Origin of the sequence: Microbispora bryophytorum (genome assembly GCF_006874465.1) — a bacterium.
Lineage (GTDB): Bacteria > Actinomycetota > Actinomycetes > Streptosporangiales > Streptosporangiaceae > Microbispora > Microbispora bryophytorum.
The window spans coordinates 52,498-78,111 of sequence record NZ_VIRL01000026.1; the positions used below are offsets into that span (position 1 = coordinate 52,498).

Below are 25,614 nucleotides of genomic sequence, written 5' to 3' on the forward strand. Positions count from 1 at the left end.
GGCTCCCGCATCTTCCCCCGGTTGGTCCGCGGGTTCTCTCGTTTCCTCTTGAGGAGGTTGGGTCATGCGACGGCCCGGAATACGTGCTGCCCTGGTGGCCGCGCTGACGGTGGTGATCTCGTTACCGGTCGGGGTGACGGCGGCCTCGGCCGCTGTCGTCTCCGCGGAACAGGGCCCGCCCGGCGCCCCTCCCGTGCAGAAGCAACGGTCCAGCAAGGTCAGGGCCATGGACGCGAGCGGGGCGAAGGAGGCCAGGGAGCGGGTCGCCGCGTCCAGGGCACGCAACGACGCCGCCGCCGACCGGGCCGCGAAGGAGCGCGAGGCCGCCCGGTGGCCGAGCGCCGGCGAGGCCGACGTGCCGATCGGCGATGCGCGCAGCGTCAGCGTGGGCGGGCTCCCGGTGAGCCTGGACAGCGCCGCCTCTGACAGTGCGGCGCCGGCCGCCACCCAGGCCGCGGACCCAGTCACCACCCAGGTCACCACCCAGGCCGGCCCCGGCACCGCGGCCTCCCCGGACGTGCAGGCCGCCGGTTCGCGGACGGCCCGCGTGCGGGTGCTCGACCGCGCCGCCGCCGAGGCGGCCGGGGTGGACGGGGTGCTGCTTACCGCGTCGGCCCAGACCTCGGGTACGCAGACCCCGAGCACCGCCACGCTGAGCGTCGGATACGCCGCCTTCGCCTCCGCGTACGGCGGCGGGTGGAGTGGCCGGCTGCGGCTGGTCCGGCTGCCCGCCTGCGCCGTGACCACGCCGGAGCGGGAGGAGTGCCGCACGCGGACCCCGCTGGACACCGGCAACTCGGCCGCGGCGCAGACCCTCTCGGCGGCGGTCGCGTTCGACGCCGCCCCGGCCGTGCTGGCCGTGACCGCCGACACCCCCGGCGAGGGGGGCGAGGCGGCCGACGGCAGCGGCAACTACGCCGCCACCCCACTCGCCGCGTCGTCCACGTGGGAGGCGGGCGGCAACTCCGGCTCCTTCAGCTGGTCCTACCCGATCGCCCCGGTGGAGCCGGCGGCGGGACCCGCGCCGGCGCTCGACCTGTCGTACGACTCGGGCGGCGTGGACGGGCGCACCTCCACCACCAACAACCAGGGCACCTCGATCGGCGAGGGCTTCGACACCGCCGCCACCTCCTACATCGACCGCCAGTACGGCAACTGCGACGAGGACGGCCACGACAAGCAGTACGACCTGTGCTGGAAGTACGACAACGCCTCGCTCGTCCTCAACGGCAAGGCCACCGAGCTGGTCAAGGACGACACCAGCGGCACCTGGCGGCTGAAGAACGACGACGCCTCCACGGTCACCCACTCCACGGGCGCCGACAACGGCGACGACGACGGCGAGTACTGGACCGTCGTCACCGGCGACGGCACGAAGTACGTCTTCGGCCTGAACAAGCTGAGCGGCGCGGGCAGCCAGCGGACCAACTCGGTGTTCACCGCCCCGGTGTACGGCGACGACTCCGGTGAGCCCGGTTACAGCAAGGGCGACTCCTTCGCCGACCGCTCCGTCACGCAGGCGTGGCGGTGGAACCTCGACTACGCCGAGGACACCCACGGCAACGCCATGACGTACTGGTACACGGCGGAGACGAACTACTACCGGAAGAACAAGTCGTCCACCGCGACCACGTCCTACGTCCGCGGCGGCTACCTCGACAAGATCCTCTACGGGCAGCGGTCCGACACGCTGTTCACGGTGGACGCGCCCTACAAGGTCGCCTTCTCCTACGCCGAGCGCTGCACGGCCTCCGACTGCGGCAGCCTCACCAAGGACACCGCGGAGAACTGGCCCGACGTCCCCTTCGACGCCATCTGCAAGAAGGACGCCGACAAGGACGACTGCCACGCCGAGAGCCCGGCCTTCTTCAGCCGCAAGCGCCTGGTGAAGATCGAGACGAGCGTCCTGTCCGGAACCGCGTACAAGCCGGTCGACTCGTGGGCGTTCACGCAGAAGTACCTGGACGGCGGCGACATCGGCAGCTCCGCCGACCAGACGCTGTCGCTGATGTCGATCGTTCGGACGGGCTCGGCCGGTGACACGCCGCTGACGCTCGACCCCGTCTCGTTCACCTACGCCATGCGGCCCAACCGGGTGGCGGGCGGCACCCAGCCGGGAGGCGGCAACATCCTGCCGCTGACCAGGCCGCGCATCGAGACGGTCACCTCGGAGACCGGCGCGATCACCACGGTCAGCTACAACGAGCCCGAATGCGTGCGCGGCTCGACGATGCCCAAGGCCGAGGACGACAACGCGCTGTCCTGCTATCCGCAGTTCTGGCACGTCAACGGCGCCACCGACGCCTCCATCGACTGGTTCAACAAATACCGCGTGCTCGCGGTGAACATCGCCGACCCGGCAGGTCACAACCCGCTCGTCGAGTACGCCTACGAGTACGCCACGCCCGGCTGGCGCTACAACGACAGCCCGTTCACCCCTTCCGACGAGCGCACCTGGTCGCTGTGGCGGGGCTACCAGAAGGTCACGACGTACGTCGGCGACACCGACGGCACCCGCACCAAGACGGTGTCGGTCTACCTGCAGGGCATGAACGGCGACCGGCTGCTCAAGTCGGCCGACCCGAGGACGGTCGATCCCGACAGGCGGCGCGCCGCCACCGTGCCGGGCCTCGACGTCGCCGGTCTCGACGTGCCCGACCTCACCGACTCCGAGCAGTACGCCGGCTTCACCCGCGAGGAGGTCAGCTACGACGGGGCCGTCCCGGTCGACGTGACGGTCAACGACCCCTGGTCGGCCAAGACCGCCACCCAGCACAAGTCGTACGCCGACACCGAGGCCTACTACGTGCGCATGGGCAAGACGTCGGAGCACACCTACCTGACTGTCCCCAAGACCTGGCGCACCGTCACCACCTCGACCACCTACGACTCGTACGGCATGGCGGTCAGGGAGGACAGCACGGGCGACACCGCGAAGAGCGGCGACGAGACCTGCACCCGCACCTGGTATGCCCGCGACGACGCCAAGGGCCTGAACTCACTGGTCTCCCGCACCCGCGTGGTCGGCCGCGCCTGCTCGGTGCAGGAGGCCGACCTGTCGCTGCCCGCGAGCTCCGCCACCTCCGGTGACGTGCTGTCCGACACGGCCGCCGTGTACGACAACACCGCCGCGACCGGCTGGTCGGCGAACCAGAAGCCGGTGAAGGGCGACGCCACCTGGACGGGACGGGCCACCGGCTACCCGTCGGCCGTCACCGGCGACGACCGCCCGCCGACAGGCTGGCAGCGCGCCGAATCGACCACGTACGACGCGCTGGGCAGGCCGCTGACCGTGACCGACGCGGGCGGCAACCCCACCGCCACGGCGTACACGCCGACCGGCGCCGGGGTCCTCACCAAGACGGTGGAGACCAACGCCAAGCAGCAGAAGGTGACGACGTTCCTCGACGCGACGCGCGGCCTTCCGGTGCGCACCTACGACCCCAACAACGGCAAGACCGAGCAGACCTACGACGCCCTCGGCAGGCTGACCGGCGTGTGGCTGCCCGACCGCAGCAAGGACGGCGGGCAGACCCCCACCTACGCCTACTCCTACGTGTACGAGCGGGGCAGGGCGCCCGCGATCGGCACCTCGACCGTCAAGTCGTCCACCACGGCCAGTTGGTCGTACGAGATCTTCGACTCGCTGCTGCGGCCGATGCAGACGCAGAGGCCGACCCCGAACGGCGGGCGGCTGCTGACCGACACCCGTTACGACTCGCGCGGCCTCGCCTACGAGGCCTACGCCGACATCTTCGACTCCAAGCAGACGCCGAACGCCACCTACACCCGGGAGGAGTACGGCGAGGCGCCCAAGCAGACGAACCTCGTCTTCGACGGCGCCGGCCGGGCGGTCCGCAGCACGTTCCTGTCGTACGGCGTGGAGAAGTGGACGACCACCACGACCTACACCGGTGACTCCACCGCCGTCAGCGCGCCGACCGGCGGCACGGCGACCCGGACCGTCACCGACGCGCTCGACCGCACGGTCGAACGGCGCGAGTACAACTCGCCCTCCCCCGCCGACACCCAGTACGGCGCGCTGACCTCCAGCGGGTACACCTCCACGTCCTTCACCTACCGCGCCGACGACAAGGAGCTGACCGTCACCGCTCCCGACGGCGCGAAGTGGTCCTACACCTACGACCTGTTCGCCAGGCAGAACGGCATCAGCGACCCCGACAAGGGCGCGAGCGCCCTCCGCTACACCGCGCTCGACCAGACCGACACGGTCACCGGCGCGAACGGCACGGTCCTGCTGTACGGCTACGACGAGCTCGGCCGCAAGACCGGGCTGTGGTCGGGGTCGCGGACCGACGCGAACAAGCTGGCCGCCTGGACCTACGACACCGTGGCCAAGGGGCAGCTCACCTCGTCCACCAGTTACGACGGCGGCGTCTCCGGCAAGGCGTACACGAAGAAGGTCCTCACGTACGACGGCCAGTATCGCGCCACCAGCACGGAGATCGACATCGACCCGAACGACCCGATGGTCCTGTCCGGGGCGGCGAAGACCAGCTACGTCTTCGGCAGCGACTACAACCTCGACGGCACGCTGAAGAGCTCCACCGAGCCCGCGGCCGGCGCTCTGGCCGAGGAGAGGATCAGCCTGTCCTACACGCCGACCGGGCAGGCCAACGGGGTCACCGGCGTCACCGACTACCTGCAGAAGGCCGACTACAACGCGCTCGGCCAGCCGCTGCAGTTCACCCTCGGCCTGTCGGGGGCCACGCAGGCCAAGAAGACCTTCCTCAACAACACCTACGAGGAGGGGACCGACCGGCTGAAGCGGTCCTTCGTCACCACCCAGTCCACGCCGGTGAAGCCGCAGGACCTGACCTACCACTACGACGACGCGGGCAACGTCACCGAGATCGCCGACACCCCCACCCAGGACGGCGCGGGACAAAGCGACATCCAGTGCTTCGCCTACGACGGGCAGCGGCGGCTCACCGAGGCGTGGACGCCGGCCACCGACGACTGCACGAGCAGGACGCTGGGCGGCGCGGCGCCGTACCGGACCGCCTACACCTACAACTCCTCCGGCCTGCGGGCGACGGAGACGCGCTACAGCGGCTCCACCGCGACCACCTCGGCGTACTGCTACGGCGACACCGCCAAGCGGCACGCCCTGACCGCGGTCGTGACCGGCTCCTGCACCGGCGCGACCGCGACCTACTCCTACGACAAGTCCGGCAACACGACCGGGCGCAACGGCCAGGTGCTGACCTGGGACGCGCAGGGCCGCATCGCGACCCTGACCCAGGGCACGCAGAAGACGGCCTACCTGTACGACGCCGACGGCGGGCTGCTGATCCGCCGCGCGGTGGGCGACGGGGAGAGCGTGCTCTACCTCGGCGCCACCGAGATCCACTCGAAGAAGAGCGGCAGCGCCGTCACGAACTGGGCCAGCCGCTTCTACGCCGCGGACACGCAGGTGATCGCGGTGCGCACCACGCAGGGCGGGAAGAACGCGGTCTCCTTCCTCGCCGGCGACCAGCACGGGACCTCCTCGCTGTCGGTCGACGCGGCCGGTCAGGCGATCAGCAAGCGCTTCACCACCCCGTTCGGCGCGCCGCGCGGGAGCACGGTCGGCGGCGCGTGGCCCGACGACAAGGGGTTCCTCGGCAAGCCCGCCGACGCCGCCACCGGGCTCACCTACGTCGGGGCCCGCATGTACGACCCGGTCGCCGGCAGGTTCCTGAGCGTGGACCCGGTGCTGTCCACCGGCCAGGCCCAGTCGCTCAACGGCTACTCGTACGGGAACAACAACCCCGTCACGTTCAGCGACCCGACGGGTGAGGAGGTCGGCTCGCGGCCCAACTCGTGCCAGTACGACCTCAAGTACTGCGACAAGGAGACGCAGGCGGACGTCGGGTACGACCCGAAGACGGGCAGGGTCGACCCCGACAAGGGCGCCGCGCATCGGAAGAACAAGAAGAAGGCCCGGGCGACGCCGAGCCCCTCCCCGGGCCCGTCGCCCAAGCCTCCGGCGGGCGGCTGCCACTGCAAGCCGGTCCACCACGACAACGGCGTCAACCTGCTGAAGGCGCTGGCCACTCACCCGTTCCACTGGCGGAACAACCTGAACGGCGCGAACACGCTGGCGATCGCGATGTCATTCGCCAGCGACGGGTGTGAACGGCGCGCGCTGCAGTACGTCTGCTACGGCGCCACGCTCAAGGATGGCCGTCCGATGACCGTCGGCGACGTCCACTTCTATCCGTACTCGAGGAAGGATTTCGAGGAGCGGCTGCGGCAGGAGAAGCAGGCCAGGGACGACATCGCCAAGGTCGCCGGGCGTGCGACCGCGGACAAGTACGGGCCCGACCTCGAGAGGCACGAGGCGGTGCACTCCGAGCAGTGGTCCCATTACTTCAGCGCCACCGATTACATAATCGACTACGGTTTGGCCACCGCGAAATCGCACCTGGAGACGGGCAGCGACGTGGCCACCAACAGCTTCGAGGTGGGGGCCAACCTGTGGTGGGGCGGCTACGTGAACTGGCGGCCGCTCGAGTACCGCCTGCCAGGGACCTAGGCTCGCAGGCAGGCGAAGGGAGAGGGAGACGATGACGCGTGGAAGAAGGCCGGGGCGCGGGCGCACCGCCGTCGCGCTGGCCGCTCTGGCCTTCTTCGGCGCGGCGTGCGACACCACCGCGCCCACACCCAAGGGCGTCCTCGGCGTCGAGCGCGCCGAGGACGGCGGGGTCAGGCTGCTGCTCGGCGGCTGCCCCGGCTACGTCGCCAGCGACTTCTCGGTGCTTGAGGACACCGATGACGACGGCGAGCTCGTCACCTGGAGCGTGCACAACGGCGGCTGGACCGGGTCGGTGAACGAGATCCGGCTCTTCCAGGCGCCGCCCGAGGGCTGGCGGTCCACCGACGACAGCCTCACCGCGCTGCGGGAGGGCGTCCCCTACGTCGCCACCGTCAACGGCACCGCCGGTGACCTGAGCCTGCGGAGCAGGGTGCCGTTCACCGCAGCGGACCTGGCGGGGCTCGGCGGCGGGCAGGTGCTGGCCTGGGCGGGCGGCGAGGAGACCATGAAGACGGACCGGGACGTCTTCATGCGGGCCGACCCCGACCGCTGCCGTCCGTGACCACTGCCGTCATGACCCGCGCCTGCGCCCGGCGACATCGGGCGCAGGCGCGGGCCTAGGACCTGCGCCGTTCACTTATCGTGCGAAAAGATGTGAGGTGTGGCGCAGCTTGTGAAGCGGGCCTACAAGTACCGCTTCTATCCGACCCCTGAGCAGGCTGATGAGCTCGCCCGGACGTTCGGCTGCGTCCGGAAGGTTTGAGTGACCTCGTCCAGGACCTGATCGGAGTGTCCCATCGCGGCCAGCACCTGCAGCCGCCAGACCTCGTCGGCCAGTTGGTTCCAGGGGCCCAGGCCGGCCTGGCGGGTGTAGAAAGCCTTTTGCTCGGCCGCCTCAAGGGCCTCGGGCAGCTGCCCGGTGGACCGGCACAGCTCCAGCAGCCGCCCGGCGTTCGCCGACGCGGTTCGATAGTCGCCGCGGGCTGCGGCCTCGGCCATGGCGGTGCGTAAGAGCGCGACGGCGACTGGCGGGTCGGTCACCGCAAGCACCTTGGCCAGCACGCCCGGCCATTGGGGCTTGTGACCGGTGATCTGCCTGATGGCGGGCAGAACCGCCGCCGCATTGGCCCGCGTGGGGTCCCTGACGAAGGCAGCCTCCAGCAGGCTGGCGGCGTCGTCCCAACGGTGCTGGCGGAGCAAGTAGGGAACCGCGGCCAGCCCGGCCCGGACCAACAGCTCGGTATCCACGCTCTCGCCGCCCACCTTCCCGGACGCGCGCTGGTGAGCCACCGCGTCAGGCTTTCGAAGTCCCGGACCTCTAGCCGAAACAACCCCGCCGCTCGGTTCACAACCGCAGTATGTCTCCTTATGAAGGGCCAAGCCCGCATAAGCACAAAAGCCGCAATGGCTGTTTTTCCTGGGGCCGACGATGACAGTTCGTGCGACATCCTCAGGGACAAGACGTTCGAGACGAGGCTCCGAAGCAGGGAACTACAGGGAGCGGGTTGGAGCGAGTCGGGACCGGCAGTCGCACGACCTTGATCCGGCTCAGCAGCGCTATCAGTCCGGATCCTTGATCTCGAACAGGTCGAGGCGGTAGGGCAGAAGCGCCGCGATCGGCTCCCAGCGTTTCATGCTCATCGTCAGGATGGGCCAGTCGAGGTGCTGAGCGACCGCAACCGCATGCGCTGCCCCCGTGTCCGGCGTATCACCCAAATAGGTGAGCACGTCAGCAAGCCGCGCGCTCTCTTCTTCATCGGATATGAACGCGATCCAGACATGCGAGAGGATCTTCAGTGTGCCTGAGAGGATCAGCCTCTGATCCGGCGTCAGCGCCGCTTCGGCTACCGCCAATGTGAGCGCCGGTACCGTGGTGCGAAGGTCGTGTTCGTCGTAAGCCAGCAGGAGGGCATGCAGCTCCCGATCGGCTCGGCCCAGCTCCGTTAGGACAGTGTCATCGAGGACGAATCCGAGCGCTGTCACCGGCCCCGCTCGCTTAGATATGCGGCGTGCTGAGCGGCCCGCGCGCGAGCGCGCTCCATAAGCTCTCTATCTTCCTTCACCTCGTCATGGACTTGCTGGGCTGCCTGCCGGGCACGGGTCTCGTCGCTCTCGTACCGCCTAACCAGGTCGGCGAGGACCTGGGAGAGGGTGGTTCCGCGCCCGCGCTCGTCAGCGATCGCACTGATCCGATCACGCAGGGGCTTGGGGACCTTAATGGTGGTCATGTCAGCAGTCATACCACAAGGATACTCGGTATACCGCCAGTATCCCAGAGACGGGAGGGCGGCTGTAAGGTTGCCCACAGGATGTCAGCCTTCCCAGCTCGGCGGGGTGAAGCGAGTGAACATCTCCGCACGCCCCTGGAGAGCGTCCTGGACGGCCTCCTCGTAGCCCGGGCGGGCGTAAGCGAGCACACGAAGCCGCCACTGACGCAACAGCGCCTGCACTTGCTTGAACCGGGCCAGCTCGTACGCGGCGTCCAACGCCTCCTCACGGAACCGGGCCCGGTGCGATGGCGGAAGCGCCTCGAAGATCGCGGCCGGGTCCTCACTGGGATTACGTGACTCGATGCGCTCCATGGGCGGAGCGCTTCTCGCGGCCGATAACGGCATCTCGTACATGCAATATTGATCAACTAGCGATAACCTTCCTTATCGCTAGTTGATCACTCTGGCGTAGAACACCCGCGTCGCCTACCGGCGCGCCTGGGGACGGTCGGATCCTGATGCGAGCAGTACAGAGTTAACCCACTGCCGTGCGCCAGACGGTCGAACCCGGGATCCGGAAGCTATCGAGGTCGCTCTGGTCAGCCTGCGGTGGCGGAGGGTGATTCCTTCATCCAAGCTGGGATGTCCTGGCCGGTGACTATGCGGAACTCGTCGGTTACAGCGGTGGCATCTCCCGCATAGGCGAGACGTAGCAGGTCGGCGGCCGGGCCGATGATGTCTCCGGCGACGTACTCGGGCAGTTCCTGCGATGCCTGCAACGCCTCAATCAGCGGGGTGATGGCGGCACGGAATTGGCGGTCTGCGATCAACACATACCCTCGGGCCATGAGGCTTTGCAGGTAGTCCGGCAGGTAGGCGTCCCGGTTGAGCTCGGCCAGCTCGCCATACAGGCGGACAGCCTCCTCACTGACCGGGACCGCCTCGGCCTGCCGCCCGACCTCCGCCAGCCGCACAGCGTGGTTGTTCAACGAGCCGGCCAGGTTGGGCAGGTAGGCGTCCCGGTTGAGCTCGGCCAGCTCCCGGCGCAGGCGGACGGCCTCCTCACTGACCGGGACCGCCTCGGCCCGCCGCCCGACCTCCGCCAGCCGGTTCGCGTGGTTGTTCAACGAGGCGGCCAAGTCGGGCAGGTAGGCGTCCCGGTTGAGCTCGGCCAGCTCCCGGCGCAGGCGGACGGCCTCCTCACTGACCGGGACCGCCTCAGCCCGCCGCCCGACCTCCGCCAGCCGGTTCGCGTGGTTGTTTAACGAGGTGGCCAGGTCGGGCACGTAGGCGTCCCGGTTGAGCTCGGCCAGCTCGCCATACAGGCGGACGGCCTCCTCACTGACCGGGACCGCCTCGGCCCGCAGCCCGACCTCCGCCAGCCGGTTCGCGTGGTTGTTCAACGAGCCGGCCAGGTTGGGCAGGTAGGCGTCCCGGTTGAGCTCGGCCAGCTCCCGGCGCAGGCGGACGGCCTCCTCACTGACCGGGACCGCCTCGGCCCGCCGCCCGACCTCCGCCAGCCGCACAGCATGGTCGTTCAACGAGCCGGCCAGGTCAGGCAGGTAGGCGTCCCGGTTCAATGCGGCGAGCTGCTGCCAGAGCCGCAGGGCCCGGTGGCCTACGGCCAAAGCGCGTGCGTGCAGGCCCGCGTAGAACAGGCGGATAGCCAGGGCGTCATGAATGCGGGCACGGGCGGCCGGATCGGTGGCGGCGGCCAGCCGGTGCCTGGCCAGGCGGGACGCCACCGCGGCGGCCCCGATGTCGAGATCGATGTGCCGATGACCGGGCAGCAGCGCCTCAATGGCCGCCAGCAGCTCCGCGTCGATGTCATCCAGGTCGGCCAGGCTGGCCAAAGCGGCGCCACCTGCGTGCACAGCCAGATCAGGGGCGGCGGCCAGCAGCGGATACAACTGCCGCTGCGCCAGGTGGGGCCATCGGTGAGCGGCCTCGATCAGCGTGATCACCGCATGCCGTGCCCATACCGGTACGCCGCCGTGCTCGACCGGTCCGTCATCGGCGTCGGCGGGCGGGGCCAGCAGCCGGGCAGGCGCCGTCTGCGCCCACAGGTCGACGGGAAAATCGTAGGAATGGCCGGGGGTGGACAAGGCGAGGAAGTCCTCGCCCAGCTGGTCGGGATACAACGGCTCCAGCACCGTGGCACTCGCGTGAGCAGCCGAACCCCCCTCCGGCGAAGCCGGCCCGGGGCCGGAAGCCGCGGCGGGTGGGTAGCACAGCGCATGATCCTTCAGAAGCTGCCCGATCGCTTGAGTCGACTCGACCTCGGCGCGCGCCAGGGCGGCTTTGCCGTCGTCATAGCCGAGCCGACCGGTCAACGTCGCGGTGTAGACGATCTGCCCCATCGCCTCCGGCGAGGTCGCCATGGGCCTGTCCCGGCGCAGGGAGGCCATCGCCTCCCAGTGATCCCGCTCACGCGCCAGCAGGAACTCCGACACCCGCGCCGGGTCGACGGGCGCCACCTGACCACGCTCGGCGGCCAGCACCGCGGCCAAAGCGGCCATGTGCACGGTCAGCACCAGCTGAAAGGCCTCATGCCGCTCCAGCGCGGGCGGCGCGGCCGCCGCACCGGCCCCGGGCACCCGCAGCAGCTCGGCGAACCGATCACGGGCCGCGGCGAACAGCGCCGTACGAGTGATCCCGGTCTCCTGCTCCAGCGGCGCCAGCTCCCGCCGGGTGGGCAGCAGGCGCAGATCGCGCTGCATCCGCCCCTTCAGACTGTCCCACCAGGTGCCGGCCGGGCGGGCCAGCAACAGCACCCGAACCGGCACCCGTCCGGACACATGCGCGTCACGCAGCAGGGTGAGCAGGTCGGCGATGTCCCACCGCTCGGCGTAGTCCACCACCACCAGCACCCCGGCCGCCTCGTCGAAGGCGGGAACCTCGAAGTCCGCCGCGGTGGAGCGGTCACGCCGGTGGTGGGCCGCCAGCACCGCCCACCCCTGCTGCCGCCACAGGTGCGCCACGTGTCCGGCCAGCCGGGTCTTGCCCTGCCCGCCCGGCCCATGGATCAGACGCACCGCCACATCCTGCCCGGTGCCCGCATCCCGCCAGTCCGCCAGCTCTGCCAGCAGATCGTGGCGGCCGGTGAAGGCGACGAGCGCATGAGAGGCCCGCAGCAGCTCACTCGGCTGCGCCCGCGCCTCGCCCGTCGCCGGAGGCGGCGCCGGTGCAGGCCACAGGGCCCACCGGTACGGCTCCTCGCCCCCATATAGGATCAGGTCTCCGGCCGCCTGGTAAATCCGGGCCAGCCCCGAACCCTCCGCATGCTGGATCACCTTGCGTGACCCACGTGACGGCCTCACCGCTTGCCGATGTCGCGGCCGGCCTGATCCACCCGCCCGTCCTCGGCAGCCGTGGCCTGCTGACGCACCGGGCGTGCTTCATCGGAGGTGGCACCACTCCCCGCAGCATCGTCGTTGCTTCCTCTGGACCGCGACTGCCCGGTGTTGATGTCGCGGCCAGCTTGAATGACGCGGCCACGCCCGGTGGCCTTGGCCCGCTGCCGCACACCGCCGCCACCGCGTCTCCGCTCAGCGAACAGCCCGTACACCGCCACCCCCAGCCCGACCAGAGCCACGAACAGCCCGATCACACTGGCCAGCTTGTCCGCCTTATCCAGCCCCACCCGCGACAGGTAGACGCCCAGCGCCGCCAGGGCCGCCACCGCGACCCCGGCTCCACCCCATACCGCTCCCCATCCGCGCATACCGGCATCATCAGCCACCTATCAAGATCACACCATGTGATTCGCTCGGCAAATGCATCAGGCCTCTCGCGCCGTCCATGAAACGTGACTGTTGCCACGTGTACGCACGAGTTTCGGCGCGATCAGAACCCGTAGCTTCGACTCGACGCCCTGACCGCCGGCGGCTGAGAGCAGGTCGGCGGCGTCGACGATTTCGGCGCGGATGTTCTCGATCACGGGGGTTTCCAGCCACCAGTGGTAGCAGCCGTCGAGCACAGGTCCTCGGACCAGGGTGAGGGCGTCCCAGAGGTCGGTGGTGGAGTTGTGTTTGGCGCCGCGGTCGGCGAGCTCTTGAAAGCGGGTCCAGTCCAGGGTGATGGCGTGGACGCGGTACACGTAGGCGGAGTCGCACAGGATGCGTGCCTGGCCGTCGGGGGCCTTTCCGAGTTTGCCGCGGGTGCGGGTGATGAGTTGGCGCAGTTGGTCGGAGGGCTTGGTGGTGTCGGGGTCGGGGCCCATCATGGCGGCGAGCTGGATGTTGCGGAGCCCGGTCGGCCCGGCCAGGGCCAGGGCGAGCACGAGTTCGGCCATCTTCGGTTGGAGGTCGGCGACGGTGCCGGTGATCTCCAGCGGCCCGAGGATGGATACCTGCACCGCGTTCAGCGCCTCATCGCGCTGCGACTCGGGCTCGGCAGCTTCCGACTGTGCGGGCTCCCCCACCTCGAACGCCACGTGTTCCTGCTGGTCGTCAGCAAGTTCCGAGATGGCTGCCCCGTTCGCGCCACTCGCCGGCGGCAGCAGGCTCTCGCCCGCATAGGCGTCATACGGCGGGGCGTCTGCGGCTACGTCGGTGGTGTCGGCGGCGGCGGTGAACAGTTCCCCGAGCCGTTGGTAGGACTCGAGCGGCATCAGGTGCGGCCCTGGGTGAACGGGGCGGGTGGCGTACCGGCGGGCTGGGCCAGCAGCAGTTCGACGGTGCCGGCGCGGACGCGTGCGCCGAGCACGTGCGGCAGGTCGCGGCCGGCAGCGGCGGTGGCATCACCGAGGGTGGCCAGGGCCTGGCGGGCGGGTCCGCGAGCGTCGGGTGCGGCCAGGCGGTGTAGTTCCTGCTCGGTGCGCAGGGTGTCGGGGTCGGTGGGCAGGGTGATGCGGCGGCCGCGGCGGCGTGCTTGGCGTTGGGCGTGGCGGAGGCGGGCGAGGGTGAGCAGGGAGCCGACGGCCACTCCCCCGGCGAATGCCGCAACCGGTGCGCTGGGACCGCTGTCTTCCGCCTCTCCGCCGTCGGTCAGCAGGATCGCGGTCGGTTCCGGCGCCGATATACGCGCCTCCCGGGTCTGTGGCGTGTACGCGGGTGGGGCAGCGTCTCCTACGACTGCCGGTTGCTCCCCCTCCTTCGAGAACTCCTGGCTGGCCGAGGGCGGGGGCGAGGAGGGGGCGCCGTCGTGCGGGCGGGAGAACTCGGGTGCGGCGCTCGGGTGGCCGGAGTGGCGATCCGTGACGGGCGGCTGTGGCCGGTCGAGGTCGGTCGCGGTGGCCGGCATGCGCAGCACCCAGCCGGGACGGATCACATCGGGCTGGGTGAAACGCGCGCCGTCGGTCATGGCGCGGCCGGTGTTGAGGTCGGCGATTTCGGTGTAGCGGTCGCCGTCGCCGAGGTGGTGTTCGGCGATGGTCCATAGGCAGTCGCCGCGGCGCACCTGGTACGCCGCGTGCGTGAGCCGCAGCACTCGGGCGTGCGCCTGGCCGGACAGAGCGTGAGTCCCGGTCGTGGTGAACTGTCCAAACCCCGATGACGTGTCAGCGCCGGCGAAGCGTAGGGGATCGCGGCCGGCGTCCGGTGCAGCGGTGGTGGTGTCAGCCAGCGCGGCGGGGGCGGCGGCGACCACGGCGGCCGGCGGGACGGCGGCCATGACGAACGCGGCCGGGGAACCGGCGGCGAGCGCGACCGAGGAGATGAGCTGGGCCGACAGCCACTGGGCGGCGCCGAGCCCGGGCAGGTGCGGGGTGGCGCGGCCGCTGATGCGGGAGGCGAGCTCGACCAGGGTGCTGGCCACGAAGCCCGCCCACGCCGCCCAGCTCACAACCTTGACGACGGCGAGGAAGAGGGTGCCGTCGTCGCGGTGGGTGAGTGCGTGGCCGATCTCGCCCAAGCCCGGGAGATGGGCGGGCAGGGGGGATCCGGCCAGCGCATACAGCACCAGGGGCACGCCGGCGATGAGCGCGGTCAGGACGGTGGCGGCCAGCAGCGCCCGCAGCCCGTCCAGCAGGCGGAACCTCGTCATTGCAGTTCTCCCTCCACGCCGGGGACGAGGCGGGCGGTGGCCGTCCCGGTCACCGCGATGTCGTTGATGCCGATCAGGGCCAGGAACAGGGTGGGCTCGGTTACTCGTACGCGGACCTGGATGGCGTGGGTGCCGGCCGGTGTGGCGGTCCCGGTGTGGCCGGTGGTGGCGAGGTAGGAGCGCGCGGCGCGCAGGGCGGCGGCCCGGTCGACGATGTAGCGGCCGTCGGTGTAGGCGGCGCGCTGGTCGACGTATCCGGCGCCGGCCCGAGCCGCCTCTTCCGCGACATTGAAGGCTTCGCGGCCGGCGCGGAGTTTGGCGGTGCCGTCCCACAGGAAGCCGGCGAGCACCAGCATCAGCGGGAAGACCGCCACGGCGGTGAACAGGGTGACCGACCCGCGGTCGCGTGTCCTTGCAAAACGCGATGCCGCTGGGCGTGCGCGAGTGGAGGTGCGCCTGCGGCGCGGTCCATGACCGCGACGTCAACGCCGCCGCGAACTCCTCGCCGCCGGGCTGGCGGAGAGGTAAAACGCCTGTGGAGCTGGTGTAAGACCTCAACGGAGACCTCCGAGAGGGCAACCGGCAGTGAAAAACGAAGACCAACCCGTGAGGGTTGGAATCCCCCTCCTTCAGGAGGGGGAGGATGTCAAGGTGTCTCTCCTCCAACCGCGTATCGGGGTGCGGCTCAGACCACGGGGATGATGCCGCCGTCGACCCGGAACTGAGCTCCGGTGAGCCATTTGGCGCGGCCGGAGGCGAGAAACGCGATCATCTCGGCGACGTCCTCGGGTTCGCCTGGGCGCCCCATCGGCACCTTCAGGTGGTCCACGATCTGCTGCTTGACGTCGTCGATGCCGATGCCCCGGGTGTCGGCCATCTGCTGGAGGTGGGCGGCGGCTCCCTCGGTGACGACGAAGCCCGGCAGGACGCACACCACGCGCACGCCGTGCTTTCCCACCGCCGTCGCCAACTCGCGGCTATAGGCGTTCAGTGCCGCCTTCGACGCGGCGTACGACGCCTCGGCGGGTTGGGGAAGGTGACTGGCGATCGAGGAGACGTGCACCACGACGCCGGAGCCCCGCTCGATCATCCCCGGAACCAGGGCCCGGTCAAGTCGGACCGCGCTGAGCAGGTTCATCTCCAGGTCGGCGAGCCAGGACGCGTCCGACCGCTCAAGGGTGGGCATCGGTTCGGTTGCGGCTCCCGCGTTGTTGACCAGGACGTCGACGCCTCCGACGCTGTCCACCACTCGTCGGCCGAGTTCCGCCGCTCCCTTCTCGGACCGCAGGTCGGCGGGAATGAAGGTGGCGGGCAAGTCGTCCGGGGGTGCGGTTCTCGAAGCCGTCAGCACGGTGGCGCCGGCTGCGGCGAAGCGACGCGCCGTCGCCTCCCCGAGCCCTCGGCTACCGCCGGTCACAAGCACACGCAGGCCGGACACAGTGTCGTGCTCAATCATCGTGAGCGCACTCCTTCGGTAAGGTGAATCCGACTCCGGAACTGTACACTCAAACCGGAGTCCGATTCACCTTATGGAGGACCGTTGCCGTCATCACGTCCACTGCGCGCGGATGCCCGCCGCAACCGCGAAGCGCTCCTGGCCGCGGCCCGTGAGGCGCTCCTCGCCGACGACGCCGCCCATGTGGAGGAGATCGCCCGCCGAGCCGATGTGGCCGTCGGCACGCTGTACCGTCACTTCGCAACGCGGGAGGCGCTCGTCGCGGAGGTGTACCGCCAGGAAGTCGCGGAGCTCTGTGCAGCCCCCGCCCGACTGCTCGCACAGCACGCCCCGGACGAAGCACTGCGCGCCTTCCTGCTGCTGCTCGTGGAGCACGCGGCAGTAGGCAGAGGGATGGGCGAGGCGCTGGACAGCATCATGGCAACCGACTCGCCGGTCTTCGACGACGCGCGCGACGAGATGGCCCGCGCCCTTGACGAACTTCTCGCCGCAGGCGTTGCCGCCGGTCTCGTCCGAAGCGACGTTGAGGGACGCCTCGTCCTGCGCGCCCTCGGAGGCATCTGTGGGATGCGCGCCAAAGGCTGGAAGGACGATGCGCTGCATATCGCCACGATCCTGTATGACGGGTTGCGCTACGCCGCGCCGAACCACGGCTGAGACCCGTCAGCGCGGCTCCGGCACCGGCAGCAGGCCGAGGTTGGCGTCGAGGCCGCCGTCGACGACCAGGGTGGCGCCGGTGACGTAGCAAGCGGCCGGCGAGACGCGGGGGCCGAGGGCGGCGACGCCGGCGGGGGTCGTGTACGCGGGAGCGTGGGTGGTCGTCACGCGGTCGCCCTCCTCTCCAGCGCCCCGGTCACCTGCGCGGCGACTCGATCGGCCCAGTCGGCGAGGACGCGGTCGAGGTCGGGGATCTCGGCCTCGAGCAGCGCCAGGCCGGGGGTGGGCACGAGCGCGCCCAGCTCGACCAGCACGGGACGCAGGTGCAGCTCGACGGCGAGGGCGTGCCGGGGAGAGCCCATGACCAGCAGCGGCAGCGCCACCGTTCCGGTCAGCGCACCACCGGGGAGGCGGTCGAGAAACGCCTTGAGCAGGCCGGTGTAGGTGGCCTTGTAGGTGGGGCTCGCCACCAGGAGCACCTGCGCTCCGGCGACCAGCTCCAGCGCCACCTCCACGGTCGGCGAGGGCCCTGGGGTGAACAGGTGCGGCCCGATCCCGGACAGGTCCACGACCTCGGGCGGCGCCTCATGCCCGATCCGGCGCCCCACCTCCTCGGCCGCCGCCACGGCCGCGAGGTGGGTCCGGGAACCGCCGCGCGGATTGCCGACCAGCACCACGAGAGAGCTCACGAGGCCACCGCCTCGTGCCGCCCGGCCTGTCCTGTGTTCGTGCCGAAGAGCGTACGAGTGGTCAACAGAGGGTCCTCCAGATCGAAACGGGCGGTCCTGCCAAGCGAAAGCGGGATCACGGGTGGGCGATGAACCGGCCGAAGCGGCCCTGGTGATACAGCAGCGGACGCCCCGGCGCGCGCACCTCGGCCTGGGTGACCAGCCCCACGACGAGGACGTGGTCGCCCACGCCGACCCGCTCGTACGGCAGGCAGATCAGGTGCGCGGAGACGTCCTCGATCAGCGGCGCGCCGAGCGGGCCCGGACGCCACCGGGTGGGCTCGGCGAACCGGTCCGCGCCCTTGCGGGCGAACCGGGCGGCGAGCTCGGCCTGGTCGCTGGCCAGGACGTTGACGGCGAAGTGGTCCGCCGCGCGCAGCGACGGCCAGGTGGTGGACGACTGGTCCACGTAGAAGGAGACGAGGGGCGGGTCCAGACTGACCGAGGAGAACGAGGTCGCGGTCAACCCCACCGGCGCTCCCCCACTCCGCGCGGTGATCACGACGACTCCGGCCGCGTGCACCGCGAGTGCGCGCTTGTAGTCGCCGGCGTCCAGCCCGCGCTTGTAGTCGTCGGCATCGAGGCCGGGGCCGAGCAGAGTCTCCGTCATGGCAAACCTCCGGAAGGTCGCAGCTGCTCACAGGGTCGATCCCGCCCGCCGCGGGCACCACGGCACGCGGGATCAGGGATTGGGATGGAGGCGGGACCGGGCGTGACGCGGTCACGCCCGGCTCGCGAGGAGGGCGGCCGCGTGCCGCGGCCGGCTCCTCATCGGCACGAGAACGACGGATGATTCATGATCAACAACACTGTGCGCCGGCGACGTGGCCGTAGTCCACGCTCAAACGCCGGGTCAGACGAACGCCCTGGCTCATACCACCGAACGTACGATCACCGGTTCAGAAAGTCAATATTTCCTACTAGCTTTACAGGGAAATAAGCCAGCCGCAGGTACGCTCGCGCCGATCAGGGCTCGGCCCTACCGGTCGCCGATGCCCACCCGGCAGTCCTGACGTGGTTCCCCGGCTTCGGCCGCCTGCATTCGGGCTCCCGCGCACCAACGCGGCGGGCCGCAGGTCGCCGCCCTCCTGAGGGCCGGGGCGACCTGCGGCCCGGGAGTCGGGGGTCGGGAGGTCGGGAGGTCGGGAGGTCGGGAGATCGGGAGATCGTGGTGGGGAAAGGGAGGTCGTGGGTGGGCGGCAGGGAGCGGGTCAGCCACGGACCGCCAGTGATCGGAGGTAGGCGCGCCACCCTCCGTACGTGGTGATGTCGGCCGCGCCGCGCAGCCCTTCCGGAGCGCAGAGGAAGCCGGGCACGTTCGTGCCGTCGGCCAGCTCGACCCGGCCCAGCGTCATCGGGCGGGGAAGGGCCGCGAGCAGGTCGCCCAGCCCTTCGGCGGGAAGCTCCCACACCTCGCACTCGATGGCCGCGCCGTTCTCGGGACCACCGTCCTCAAGCGCGCGGACGAGCCCTGGTTTGGGCGGCTCGGTGGCCAGGGCGTGCAGCCGGTAGCGCGCGGCGGTCGTGGTCGTGGCCAGCAGGCGGGCGCCGCGCGCGGTGAGCTCGTGGTTGAGCGGTTGTCCCGACAGGTGCGCGCCGACCACAGCCAGGCGGACGGCCGGCTGGAGCAGCCGGGCGATGGCGACCAGGTCGTCGTCGGCGTGGGTCCGGCCGACCAGCATGACCCCGTACGGCAGCCCGTCCACCTGTCCGGCGGGCACGGCAAGCGCGCACATGTCGAAGAGGTTGACGAAGTTGGTGAAGCGGCCGAGGTCGCTGTTGACGCCGACCGGGTCGGCCGCGACCTGCGCCGGCGTGGGATGGCGGGGAGTGACCGGCAGGAGCAGGGCGTCGCGGTCGCCGAGCAGGGACAGGGCGTGCTCGCGCAGTGCCGCGAGCCGTTCCCCGTCGGCGAACAGGCGGTGGGCGGGCAGGTCACGAGCCGCGGTGATGATGGAGGCGACAGTGGGATCCAGGTCGGGGTCGCCCTTGTCGGCCAACGCCTCGACGAACGCGCCGACCGCGGTGTAACGCTCGGCGACGAAGGCCCCCTGGTAGAGCAGCGCGGCGGCCTCCAGGAAGGGGGCGGGGTCGATCGGGTGGATCTCGACGCCCGCCGAGGCCAGCCCGCCTGCCGCGGTCTCGAACGCCTCGGCCCAGCCCGGGGCCAGCGTGCCGAGGCCGGCGGTGGCGGGCACGGCCAGCCGCCAGGGTCCGGGGCGGCGAGCCGGGCGGGATGCGGGCAGTGCGGACGGGGTGGTCATGAGGGCCACGGCCCGCTGGGCCTCGGGGAGCGTACGGGCGAAGACGCTGACGCAGTCGAGGCTCCGGCAAGCCGGGACCACGCCTTCCGAGGGAATCAGGCCGTAGGTGGGCTTGACCCCGACGATGCCGTTGAAGGCGGCGGGGACCCGGCCCGAGCCCGCGGTGTCGGTGCCGAGCGCGAGGTCGGCCAGGCCGAGCGCGACGGCGACCGCCGAGCCCGAGCTGGATCCTCCGGAGATCCGGTCCGGGTCGGTGGCGGCACGCACCGCGCCGTAGGGGCTGCGGGTGCCGACCAGCCCCGTGGCGAACTGATCCAGATTCGTGGTGCCGAGCACGATGGCGCCGGCCTCGCGGAGCCGGGCGACGGCAGGGGCGTCGGCCTCCGGCCGGTAGGCGTAGGAGGGGCAGCCGGCGGTGGTCGGCAGTCCGGCCACGTCGATGTTGCCTTTCACGGCCAGCAGGCGGCCCGCGAGGGGAAGGCGGTCGCCGCCCGTCACGCGAGCGTCCACGGCGGCGGCCTCGGCCTCCACCTCGGCCTGCGGCCGCAGGTCGATCCAGATCTCCGGACGGTCCGTCTCGGCGATCCGGGCGTAGGCCCTGCGGACCCGGTCCAGTGCCGTCTCAGTCACGATCACTCCTCAGCACCACCAGCGGGGCGCCCGCCTCCACCTGGTCACCGGGGCCGACCAGGACTCCTTCGACCACGCCGTCGGCGGGGGCCAGGACGGCGGACTCCATCTTCATCGCCTCCAGCACGATCAACGGCTGCCCGGCGGCGACCCGCCGGCCCGGCGTGACGCTGATCTGCCAGACGCTCGCGGTGAACTCCGCTTCCACCACCTGGCAGCCCGGCGGAATTTCCAGCTCGGTCTCGGCCGTGCTCGGGGGCTGCTCCGCCCGGTCGAACTCGCCCGACGCCTGCCAGGCCGCCCGCTCGGCGGCGAAGGCGGCGGCCTGCCGCCGCCGGAAGGCCGCGATCGACTCGGCGTGCTCGGCCAGAAAGCGGTGGTGGTCGGCGAGCCGGAAAACCCCTTCCTCGATCTTGGGTTCGAGGCGCCCCGCCGCCAGGTCGGCGCGTAGTTCCAGCAGCTCTTCCGGCGTCACCGGATACCACCGGATGCGGTCGAAGAAGCGCAGCAACCAGGGAGAGCCCGGCTGGAACGCGCCGCGTTGCTGCCAACTCGACCACACCTGCGTCGTACGGCCCACGAACTGGTAGCCGCCCGGTCCCTCCATCCCGTAGACGCACAGGTAGGCGCCGCCGATGCCGACGGAGTTCTCGGCGGTCCAGGTGCGGGCGGGGTTGTACTTGGTGGTGACCAGACGGTGCCGGGGGTCGAGCGGGGTGGCCACGGGAGCGCCGAGATAGACGTCGCCGAGCCCGAGGACGAGGTATTCGGCGTCGAAGACGACGCGGTGGACCTCGGCCACGTCCTCCAGGCCGTTCACCCGGCGGATGAACTCGATGTTCGACGGGCACCAGGGCGCGTCGTCGCGGACTCCCGCCATGTAGCGGGCGATGGCCTCCCGGGTGGCGGGGTCGTCCCAGGACAGGGGCAGGTGGACGACGCGGCTGGGCACCTCCAGCTCTCCGGTGGGCGGCAGACCGGCCTCGATGCGGAGCAGCTCGGCCAGCAGCTCGCGCTGGGACAGCGTCGCGGGGTCGAGATGGATCTGAAGCGAGCGGATGCCGGGGGTGAGGTCGACGACGCCGGGCAGGTCTCGGGCGGCGAGCGCCTCCGCCAGGGCGTGCACGCGCATGCGCAGGCCCAGGTCGAGCTCCATCGGCCCGTACTCGACGAGGATGTTGTCGTCTCCGCTGCGCCGGTAGGTGACGCCGGGCCGCTCGCCGGTCTCGGGGAGGCGGTGGAGCACGCCGCCGTCGCCGGGGACGCCGATCGCGGAAGGCACGGGGACGAAGGTGACGGTGTCTCCGGGCCGCAGCTGGCCGAGCTTCCAGCGTTCGGAGGTGACGACGGTGGCCGGGCAGACGAACCCGCCGAGCGAGGGGCCGTCGGGGCCGAGCACGACCGGCATGTCACCGGTGTAGTCCACGGCGCCCACCGAGTAGGGCGTGTCGTGGATGTTGGAGGGGTGCAGTCCCGCCTCGCCCCCGTCGAGGCGGGACCAGCGCGGTTTGGGCCCGATCAGTCGAACGCCGGTGCGAGCGGAGTTGTGGTGGACCTTCCACTGGGCGGCGTAGAAGTCGCGGATGTCGTCGTCGGTGAAGAACTCGGGGTTGGCGTGCGGGCCCTCGACCACGCCGATCCGCCAGGCGTGCCCGAACGCGGGCCGCTCCCCTGCTTCGTCGCCGCCGGAGGCGATGCGTCCCCCGTGCTTGACAGACTCCCCGAGCTTGAGGGACTCCCCGTGCTCAGGGTGGTAGCCGTGCTCAGGGTGACCGCCCTGCTCGGGGTGGCCGCCGTGCAGGACGTCTCCGGCGCGCAGCGCCCGGCCGCCGTGGCCGCCGAACCCGCCGAGCGTGAACGTCGCGGCGCTGCCCAGGTAGTGGGGAACGTCGAACCCGCCCGCCATCAGCAGGTAGACGCGCAGCCCCGGCCCTTCGGCGGCGCCGATGTCCAGCACGCCGCCGGCGGGCACGGTGACCGGCTCCCACTGGGGGACGGGCGTGCCGTCCACCGTGACGGGCGCGGGCGCGCCGGTGACGCAGACGGTGGTGGCGTGGCTGAAGCGCAGCGCCGGGCCGCGCAACGTGCACTCCAGTCCGGGTGCGCCGGGGTCGTTGCCCAGGGCGGTGTTGCCGTGCCTGAACGAGCGGTCGTCCATCGGCCCCGACGGCGGCACGCCCACCTGCCAGTAGCCGGTCCGTCCCGGCCAGTCCTGCACCGTGGTGAGAGTGCCGGGCCGCACCACCTCGATGCGGCGGGAGCCGTCGGCGAGACCGGCCAGGGTGGCGGTGCCGTGCGTGGCCTCCCGTACGGAAGGATCCTCCGCCGCGGCGCGCAGCAGCCCGAGGTTGGTCTCGACACCGTCGATCCTGGTCTCGGCCAGCGCCGCGGCCAGCCGGTCCAGCGCCTGGTCCCGGTCGGCGCCGTGCGCGACGACCTTGGCGAGCAGCGGATCGTAGGCGCTGCTGACCTGGGTGCCCGTCTCCACCCAGCCGTCCACCCGCGCGCCCGCGGGGAACGCGACGCGGGTGAGCAGGCCCGCACTGGGCCGGTGGTCGCGGCTCGGGTCCTCGGCGTAGACCCGGGCCTCGACGGCGTGGCCGGCGGCCGCGGGCGGGTCGTGCAGGGCGGCGTGCACGTGGCTCGCGTCGCCCTGGGCCAGGCGCAGCATCCATTCGACCAGGTCGACGCCGTAGATCGCCTCGGTGACGGGGTGCTCCACCTGCAGGCGGGTGTTGACCTCCAGGAAGTACGGCTCGGCGCGCACCGGGTCGTAGATGAACTCGACGGTGCCCGCCGACCGGTAGCGCACGGAGGCGCACAGGCCGGCGGCGCTGTCGGCGAGCCTGGCCCGAACCAGCGGCGGCAGGCCGGGGGCGGGGGCCTCCTCCAGCACCTTCTGGTGACGCCGCTGCAGGGAGCAGTCGCGGTCGCCGAATGTGACGACGCCGCCCATACCGTCGCCGAAGACCTGGACCTCGACATGCCGGCCGCCCTCGACCAGGCGTTCCAGGAACAGCCCGGCGGAGGCGAAGCTGGCGGCGGCGGTGCGCTGGACGCTGTGCCACGCCTGGGCCAGCTCGCCGGCGTCCCGGCAGGCGCGCATGCCGATGCCGCCGCCTCCGCCGGTGGCCTTGAGCATGACCGGGTAGCCGATGTCCTGCGCCGCGCTCAGGGCCGCGTCTACATCGGGGAGCAGGCCGGTGCCGGGAAGCAACGGCACGCCGGCCCGCTCGGCGGCGGCGCGGGCGGTGTGCTTGGCGCCGAACAGGTCGAGCTGCTCGGGAGTGGGACCGACGAAGGCCAGCCCGGCGGCTTCGACCCGGCGCGCGAAGGCCGCGTCTTCGGACAGGAAACCGTAACCGGGGTGGATGGCGTCCGCGCCGCTGTCCAGGGCGGCCTGAAGCACCCGGTCGGCGTCCAGGTAGCTCTCCCGGGCGGGGGCGGGGCCGAGCCGTACGGCGTGGTCGGCCAGGCGGACGTGGGCGGCGCCCCGGTCGGGGTCGGAGTAGACGGCGACCGTGCGCAGGCCCAGGCGGCGGGCGGTGGCGATGACGCGGACGGCGATCTCGCCCCGGTTGGCGATGAGGAGGGTGTTCATCGGACCGTCATCCGCACGGGCGTGGGGTCGAAGCCGTTGCACGGGTTGTTGATCTGCGGGCAGTTGGAGATCAGGACCAGCACGTCGGTCTCGGCCCGCAGGGTGACGGCGAGGCCAGGAGCGGAGATGCCGTCCACGATGCCGAGCGTGCCGTCGGGTTCGACCGGGACGTTCATGAACCAGTTGATGTTACTGACCAGGTCGCGTTTGCCGAGCCCGTGGCGGCTGCCCTCGATGAGGAAGTTCTCGACGCATGCGTGCTGGGAGTAGGTGTGGTGTCCGTAGCGCAGCGTGTTGGACTCCTTGGAGCAGGCGCCGCCGACGGTGTCGTGGCGTCCGCAGGTGTCCGCGACGACGGTCATCAGCGGGGTGTGCTCGTTGGACAGCAGCACGCTGCCGGTGGTGAGGAAGATGGCGCCCTGGGCCTGGATGGTGTCGGGGGCGCTGTACCGGACGGCGGTGTCGTGCGCGTCGTACAGCAGGCAGTCGACGGCCTGGTTGCCGCCGAGGTCGGTGATGGTCAGCTCCTGCCCGGCGCGGATGATCGCCGACCAGGGGGCGCGGGCGGGCACGGTGACATCAAGCACGGGCGCATCGACCACGGGCACGTCCATCACGGGCACATCAGGCTCGGTGACATCGCGCTCGGTGACGTGGGGCCCGGTGACGTGGGGCTCGGTGACGTGGGGCTGGATCATCGGGTCACCTCGGCGGTGTTGAGGAAGGCGCGGCGGCCTTCCGGGCCGGCCTGCCACAGGGGGTCGCCGGGGCCGGTGGGGCGGGCACGCCAGGCCAGGACCTCCAGCGGGGTGCAGGTGTAGGCGGGACGGGGGTCCACGGGGTGGGCGGTGTTGGCGATGAGCACGGTCAGCGGCATCTCGGCGCGCAGGGTGACCGACGCCCCGGGACCGGCGGAGCCGGTGAAGGTCAGGCCGCCGTCGGGGCCGACCGTGACTCCCTGGAAGAAGGAGATCGACGGGGGCAGGTCCCGGGGCTGGAGCCCGTGCTTGGCCGCGGCCAGCGTGAACAGCTCGCGTCCGGCCGGGGCGGGGCCGTGCGGGGAGCCGTCGCCGTACCGTTCGGTGTTGCGCCGGAGGGTGGAGGTCCCGCACACGGTGTCGTGGCGCCCTGAGGTGTCGGCGACCACGGAGGCCAGCACGCGGCCCTGATCCGACAGCAGCAGGTGGCCTTCGCCGAGGTAGGCGTTCCACAACACCTTGACGGTGTCGGCGACGTTGAGCCGCTCCCAGGGGCGGCCCTCGACGTAGAGCAGCAGGTGCGCGCAGGCGTCGCCGGCCAGGTCGGTGAGGCGCAGCTCGGTGCCCCGGGCCAGCACCTTGTGGGTGTAGCCGCCTCCGGCGACGGTCTCGGCCCACACGAGGTGGGCGGGGTCGACGCCGTCGGGCGGGGTGGGCCAGGCCGAGGCCGGCAGCACCGGCATGGTGCCGCTTGTGGTGCCCTCCTGTGCTCGGGCGTGCTCGCGCGCGCCGTAGGTCGTGCTGGTCGCCATGACGCCTCCTCCTCGGGGGGTGGATTTCTGTC

20 protein-coding genes and 1 pseudogene are annotated in these 25,614 nt (G+C 71.2%); 5 read left to right on the top strand and 16 right to left on the bottom strand.

Annotated features, from left to right (window positions below):
• Nucleotides 1-64: 64 nt before the first annotated feature.
• From FLX07_RS38595 to FLX07_RS32280, 3 genes and pseudogenes are all read left to right on the top strand, one after another.
• Nucleotides 65-6,541: an RHS repeat-associated core domain-containing protein gene (locus FLX07_RS38595; RefSeq protein WP_142575469.1), complete on the top strand. Its 6,477-nt coding sequence runs from the start codon at nucleotides 65-67 to the stop codon at nucleotides 6,539-6,541.
• A 31-nt stretch (nucleotides 6,542-6,572) separates the two neighbouring features.
• Entirely contained in the window at nucleotides 6,573-7,103 is a 531-nt protein-coding gene (locus FLX07_RS32275; protein ID WP_142575470.1) for a hypothetical protein, read from the top strand.
• A gap of 99 nt (nucleotides 7,104-7,202) precedes the next feature.
• Nucleotides 7,203-7,301 (top strand): annotated as a pseudogene (locus FLX07_RS32280) (helix-turn-helix domain-containing protein); the annotation flags it as partial.
• An 800-nt stretch (nucleotides 7,302-8,101) separates the two neighbouring features.
• Here FLX07_RS32280 and FLX07_RS32285 read toward each other — a convergent pair.
• From FLX07_RS32285 to FLX07_RS32320, 8 genes are all read right to left on the bottom strand, one after another.
• Nucleotides 8,102-8,524 (bottom strand): hypothetical protein, encoded by a 423-nt coding sequence (locus FLX07_RS32285; protein WP_142575471.1) that lies wholly within the window; start codon nucleotides 8,522-8,524, stop codon nucleotides 8,102-8,104.
• A complete protein-coding gene (locus FLX07_RS32290; protein WP_142575472.1) occupies nucleotides 8,521-8,781 on the bottom strand; it encodes a hypothetical protein in 261 nt (86 codons plus the stop codon). The genes FLX07_RS32285 and FLX07_RS32290 overlap by 4 nt, the downstream gene beginning before the upstream one ends.
• Nucleotides 8,782-8,853: 72 nt before the next feature.
• A complete protein-coding gene (locus FLX07_RS32295; protein WP_142575473.1) occupies nucleotides 8,854-9,123 on the bottom strand; it encodes a DUF6247 family protein in 270 nt (89 codons plus the stop codon).
• A 227-nt stretch (nucleotides 9,124-9,350) separates the two neighbouring features.
• A complete protein-coding gene (locus tag FLX07_RS32300) occupies nucleotides 9,351-12,044 on the bottom strand; it encodes a tetratricopeptide repeat protein (RefSeq protein WP_142575474.1) in 2,694 nt (897 codons plus the stop codon).
• Nucleotides 12,045-12,067: 23 nt separating this feature from the next.
• The gene (locus FLX07_RS32305) at nucleotides 12,068-12,433 is read right to left on the bottom strand and encodes a hypothetical protein (protein WP_142575475.1); all 366 of its coding nucleotides are present in this window, start codon (nucleotides 12,431-12,433) and stop codon (nucleotides 12,068-12,070) included.
• Between the two features lie 99 nt (nucleotides 12,434-12,532).
• The gene (locus tag FLX07_RS32310; RefSeq protein ID WP_142575476.1) at nucleotides 12,533-13,363 is read right to left on the bottom strand and encodes an AfsR/SARP family transcriptional regulator; all 831 of its coding nucleotides are present in this window, start codon (nucleotides 13,361-13,363) and stop codon (nucleotides 12,533-12,535) included.
• The gene (locus tag FLX07_RS32315) at nucleotides 13,363-14,736 is read right to left on the bottom strand and encodes a LysM peptidoglycan-binding domain-containing protein (RefSeq protein WP_142575477.1); all 1,374 of its coding nucleotides are present in this window, start codon (nucleotides 14,734-14,736) and stop codon (nucleotides 13,363-13,365) included. Before FLX07_RS32315 ends, FLX07_RS32310 begins: the two co-directional genes overlap by 1 nt.
• Nucleotides 14,733-15,122, bottom strand: a complete 390-nt coding sequence (locus FLX07_RS32320) for a pilus assembly protein TadG-related protein (RefSeq protein WP_223854059.1) — start codon at nucleotides 15,120-15,122, stop codon at nucleotides 14,733-14,735. The genes FLX07_RS32315 and FLX07_RS32320 overlap by 4 nt, the downstream gene beginning before the upstream one ends.
• Nucleotides 15,123-15,160: 38 nt before the next feature.
• Here FLX07_RS32320 and FLX07_RS32325 point away from each other — a divergent pair, with 38 nt between their 5' ends.
• Nucleotides 15,161-15,286, top strand: coding sequence for a zinc ribbon domain-containing protein (locus tag FLX07_RS32325; RefSeq protein WP_373292632.1), 126 nt, complete (start codon nucleotides 15,161-15,163; stop codon nucleotides 15,284-15,286).
• A 135-nt stretch (nucleotides 15,287-15,421) separates the two neighbouring features.
• Here the strand turns inward: FLX07_RS32325 and FLX07_RS32330 are convergent, their stop codons facing one another.
• Nucleotides 15,422-16,192: an oxidoreductase gene (locus FLX07_RS32330; protein ID WP_142575478.1), complete on the bottom strand. Its 771-nt coding sequence runs from the start codon at nucleotides 16,190-16,192 to the stop codon at nucleotides 15,422-15,424.
• A gap of 84 nt (nucleotides 16,193-16,276) precedes the next feature.
• Between FLX07_RS32330 and FLX07_RS32335 the strand changes: the two genes are divergently transcribed.
• Nucleotides 16,277-16,849, top strand: a complete 573-nt coding sequence (locus FLX07_RS32335; RefSeq protein WP_142575479.1) for a TetR/AcrR family transcriptional regulator — start codon at nucleotides 16,277-16,279, stop codon at nucleotides 16,847-16,849.
• A gap of 6 nt (nucleotides 16,850-16,855) precedes the next feature.
• Here the strand turns inward: FLX07_RS32335 and FLX07_RS37245 are convergent, their stop codons facing one another.
• The 7 genes from FLX07_RS37245 to FLX07_RS32370 all read right to left on the bottom strand — a co-directional run bounded on the left by FLX07_RS37245 (nucleotide 16,856) and on the right by FLX07_RS32370 (nucleotide 25,582).
• Nucleotides 16,856-17,017: a hypothetical protein gene (locus FLX07_RS37245; RefSeq protein ID WP_208762501.1), complete on the bottom strand. Its 162-nt coding sequence runs from the start codon at nucleotides 17,015-17,017 to the stop codon at nucleotides 16,856-16,858.
• Nucleotides 17,014-17,538 carry an NADPH-dependent FMN reductase gene (locus FLX07_RS32345; RefSeq protein ID WP_142575480.1) on the bottom strand — a complete coding sequence of 175 codons (525 nt, stop codon included), beginning with the start codon at nucleotides 17,536-17,538 and terminating at the stop codon, nucleotides 17,014-17,016. Before FLX07_RS32345 ends, FLX07_RS37245 begins: the two co-directional genes overlap by 4 nt.
• Before the next feature lie 115 nt (nucleotides 17,539-17,653).
• Entirely contained in the window at nucleotides 17,654-18,187 is a 534-nt protein-coding gene (locus tag FLX07_RS32350; RefSeq protein WP_142575481.1) for a flavin reductase family protein, read from the bottom strand.
• Between the two features lie 601 nt (nucleotides 18,188-18,788).
• Nucleotides 18,789-20,471, bottom strand: a complete 1,683-nt coding sequence (atzF, locus tag FLX07_RS32355; protein ID WP_142575482.1) for an allophanate hydrolase — start codon at nucleotides 20,469-20,471, stop codon at nucleotides 18,789-18,791.
• Complete coding sequence (locus tag FLX07_RS32360; protein WP_142575483.1) at nucleotides 20,464-24,072, bottom strand: 5-oxoprolinase/urea amidolyase family protein; 3,609 nt, start codon at nucleotides 24,070-24,072, stop codon at nucleotides 20,464-20,466. The genes atzF and FLX07_RS32360 overlap by 8 nt, the downstream gene beginning before the upstream one ends.
• Entirely contained in the window at nucleotides 24,069-24,770 is a 702-nt protein-coding gene (locus tag FLX07_RS32365) for an urea amidolyase associated protein UAAP2 (protein WP_208762502.1), read from the bottom strand. The genes FLX07_RS32360 and FLX07_RS32365 overlap by 4 nt, the downstream gene beginning before the upstream one ends.
• Nucleotides 24,767-25,582: an urea amidolyase associated protein UAAP1 gene (locus FLX07_RS32370; protein WP_142575484.1), complete on the bottom strand. Its 816-nt coding sequence runs from the start codon at nucleotides 25,580-25,582 to the stop codon at nucleotides 24,767-24,769. The genes FLX07_RS32365 and FLX07_RS32370 overlap by 4 nt, the downstream gene beginning before the upstream one ends.
• Nucleotides 25,583-25,614: the final 32 nt, after the last annotated feature.

Excerpts from the sequence above, each read along its gene's own strand:
- FLX07_RS38595 (WP_142575469.1), top strand. The coding sequence starts at position 65 with ATGCGACGGCCCGGAATACGTGCTGCCCTGGTGGCCGCGCTGACGGTG.
- FLX07_RS32275 (WP_142575470.1), top strand. The coding sequence starts at position 6,573 with ATGACGCGTGGAAGAAGGCCGGGGCGCGGGCGCACCGCCGTCGCGCTG.
- FLX07_RS32290 (WP_142575472.1), bottom strand. The coding sequence starts at position 8,781 with ATGACTGCTGACATGACCACCATTAAGGTCCCCAAGCCCCTGCGTGAT.
- FLX07_RS32295 (WP_142575473.1), bottom strand. The coding sequence starts at position 9,123 with ATGGAGCGCATCGAGTCACGTAATCCCAGTGAGGACCCGGCCGCGATC.
- FLX07_RS32310 (WP_142575476.1), bottom strand. The coding sequence starts at position 13,363 with ATGCCGCTCGAGTCCTACCAACGGCTCGGGGAACTGTTCACCGCCGCC.
- FLX07_RS32315 (WP_142575477.1), bottom strand. The coding sequence starts at position 14,736 with ATGACGAGGTTCCGCCTGCTGGACGGGCTGCGGGCGCTGCTGGCCGCC.
- FLX07_RS32325 (WP_373292632.1), top strand. The coding sequence starts at position 15,161 with ATGCCGCTGGGCGTGCGCGAGTGGAGGTGCGCCTGCGGCGCGGTCCAT.
- FLX07_RS32330 (WP_142575478.1), bottom strand. The coding sequence starts at position 16,192 with ATGATTGAGCACGACACTGTGTCCGGCCTGCGTGTGCTTGTGACCGGC.
- FLX07_RS32350 (WP_142575481.1), bottom strand. The coding sequence starts at position 18,187 with ATGACGGAGACTCTGCTCGGCCCCGGCCTCGATGCCGACGACTACAAG.
- FLX07_RS32360 (WP_142575483.1), bottom strand. The coding sequence starts at position 24,072 with ATGAACACCCTCCTCATCGCCAACCGGGGCGAGATCGCCGTCCGCGTC.
- FLX07_RS32365 (WP_208762502.1), bottom strand. The coding sequence starts at position 24,770 with ATGATCCAGCCCCACGTCACCGAGCCCCACGTCACCGGGCCCCACGTC.
- FLX07_RS32370 (WP_142575484.1), bottom strand. The coding sequence starts at position 25,582 with ATGGCGACCAGCACGACCTACGGCGCGCGCGAGCACGCCCGAGCACAG.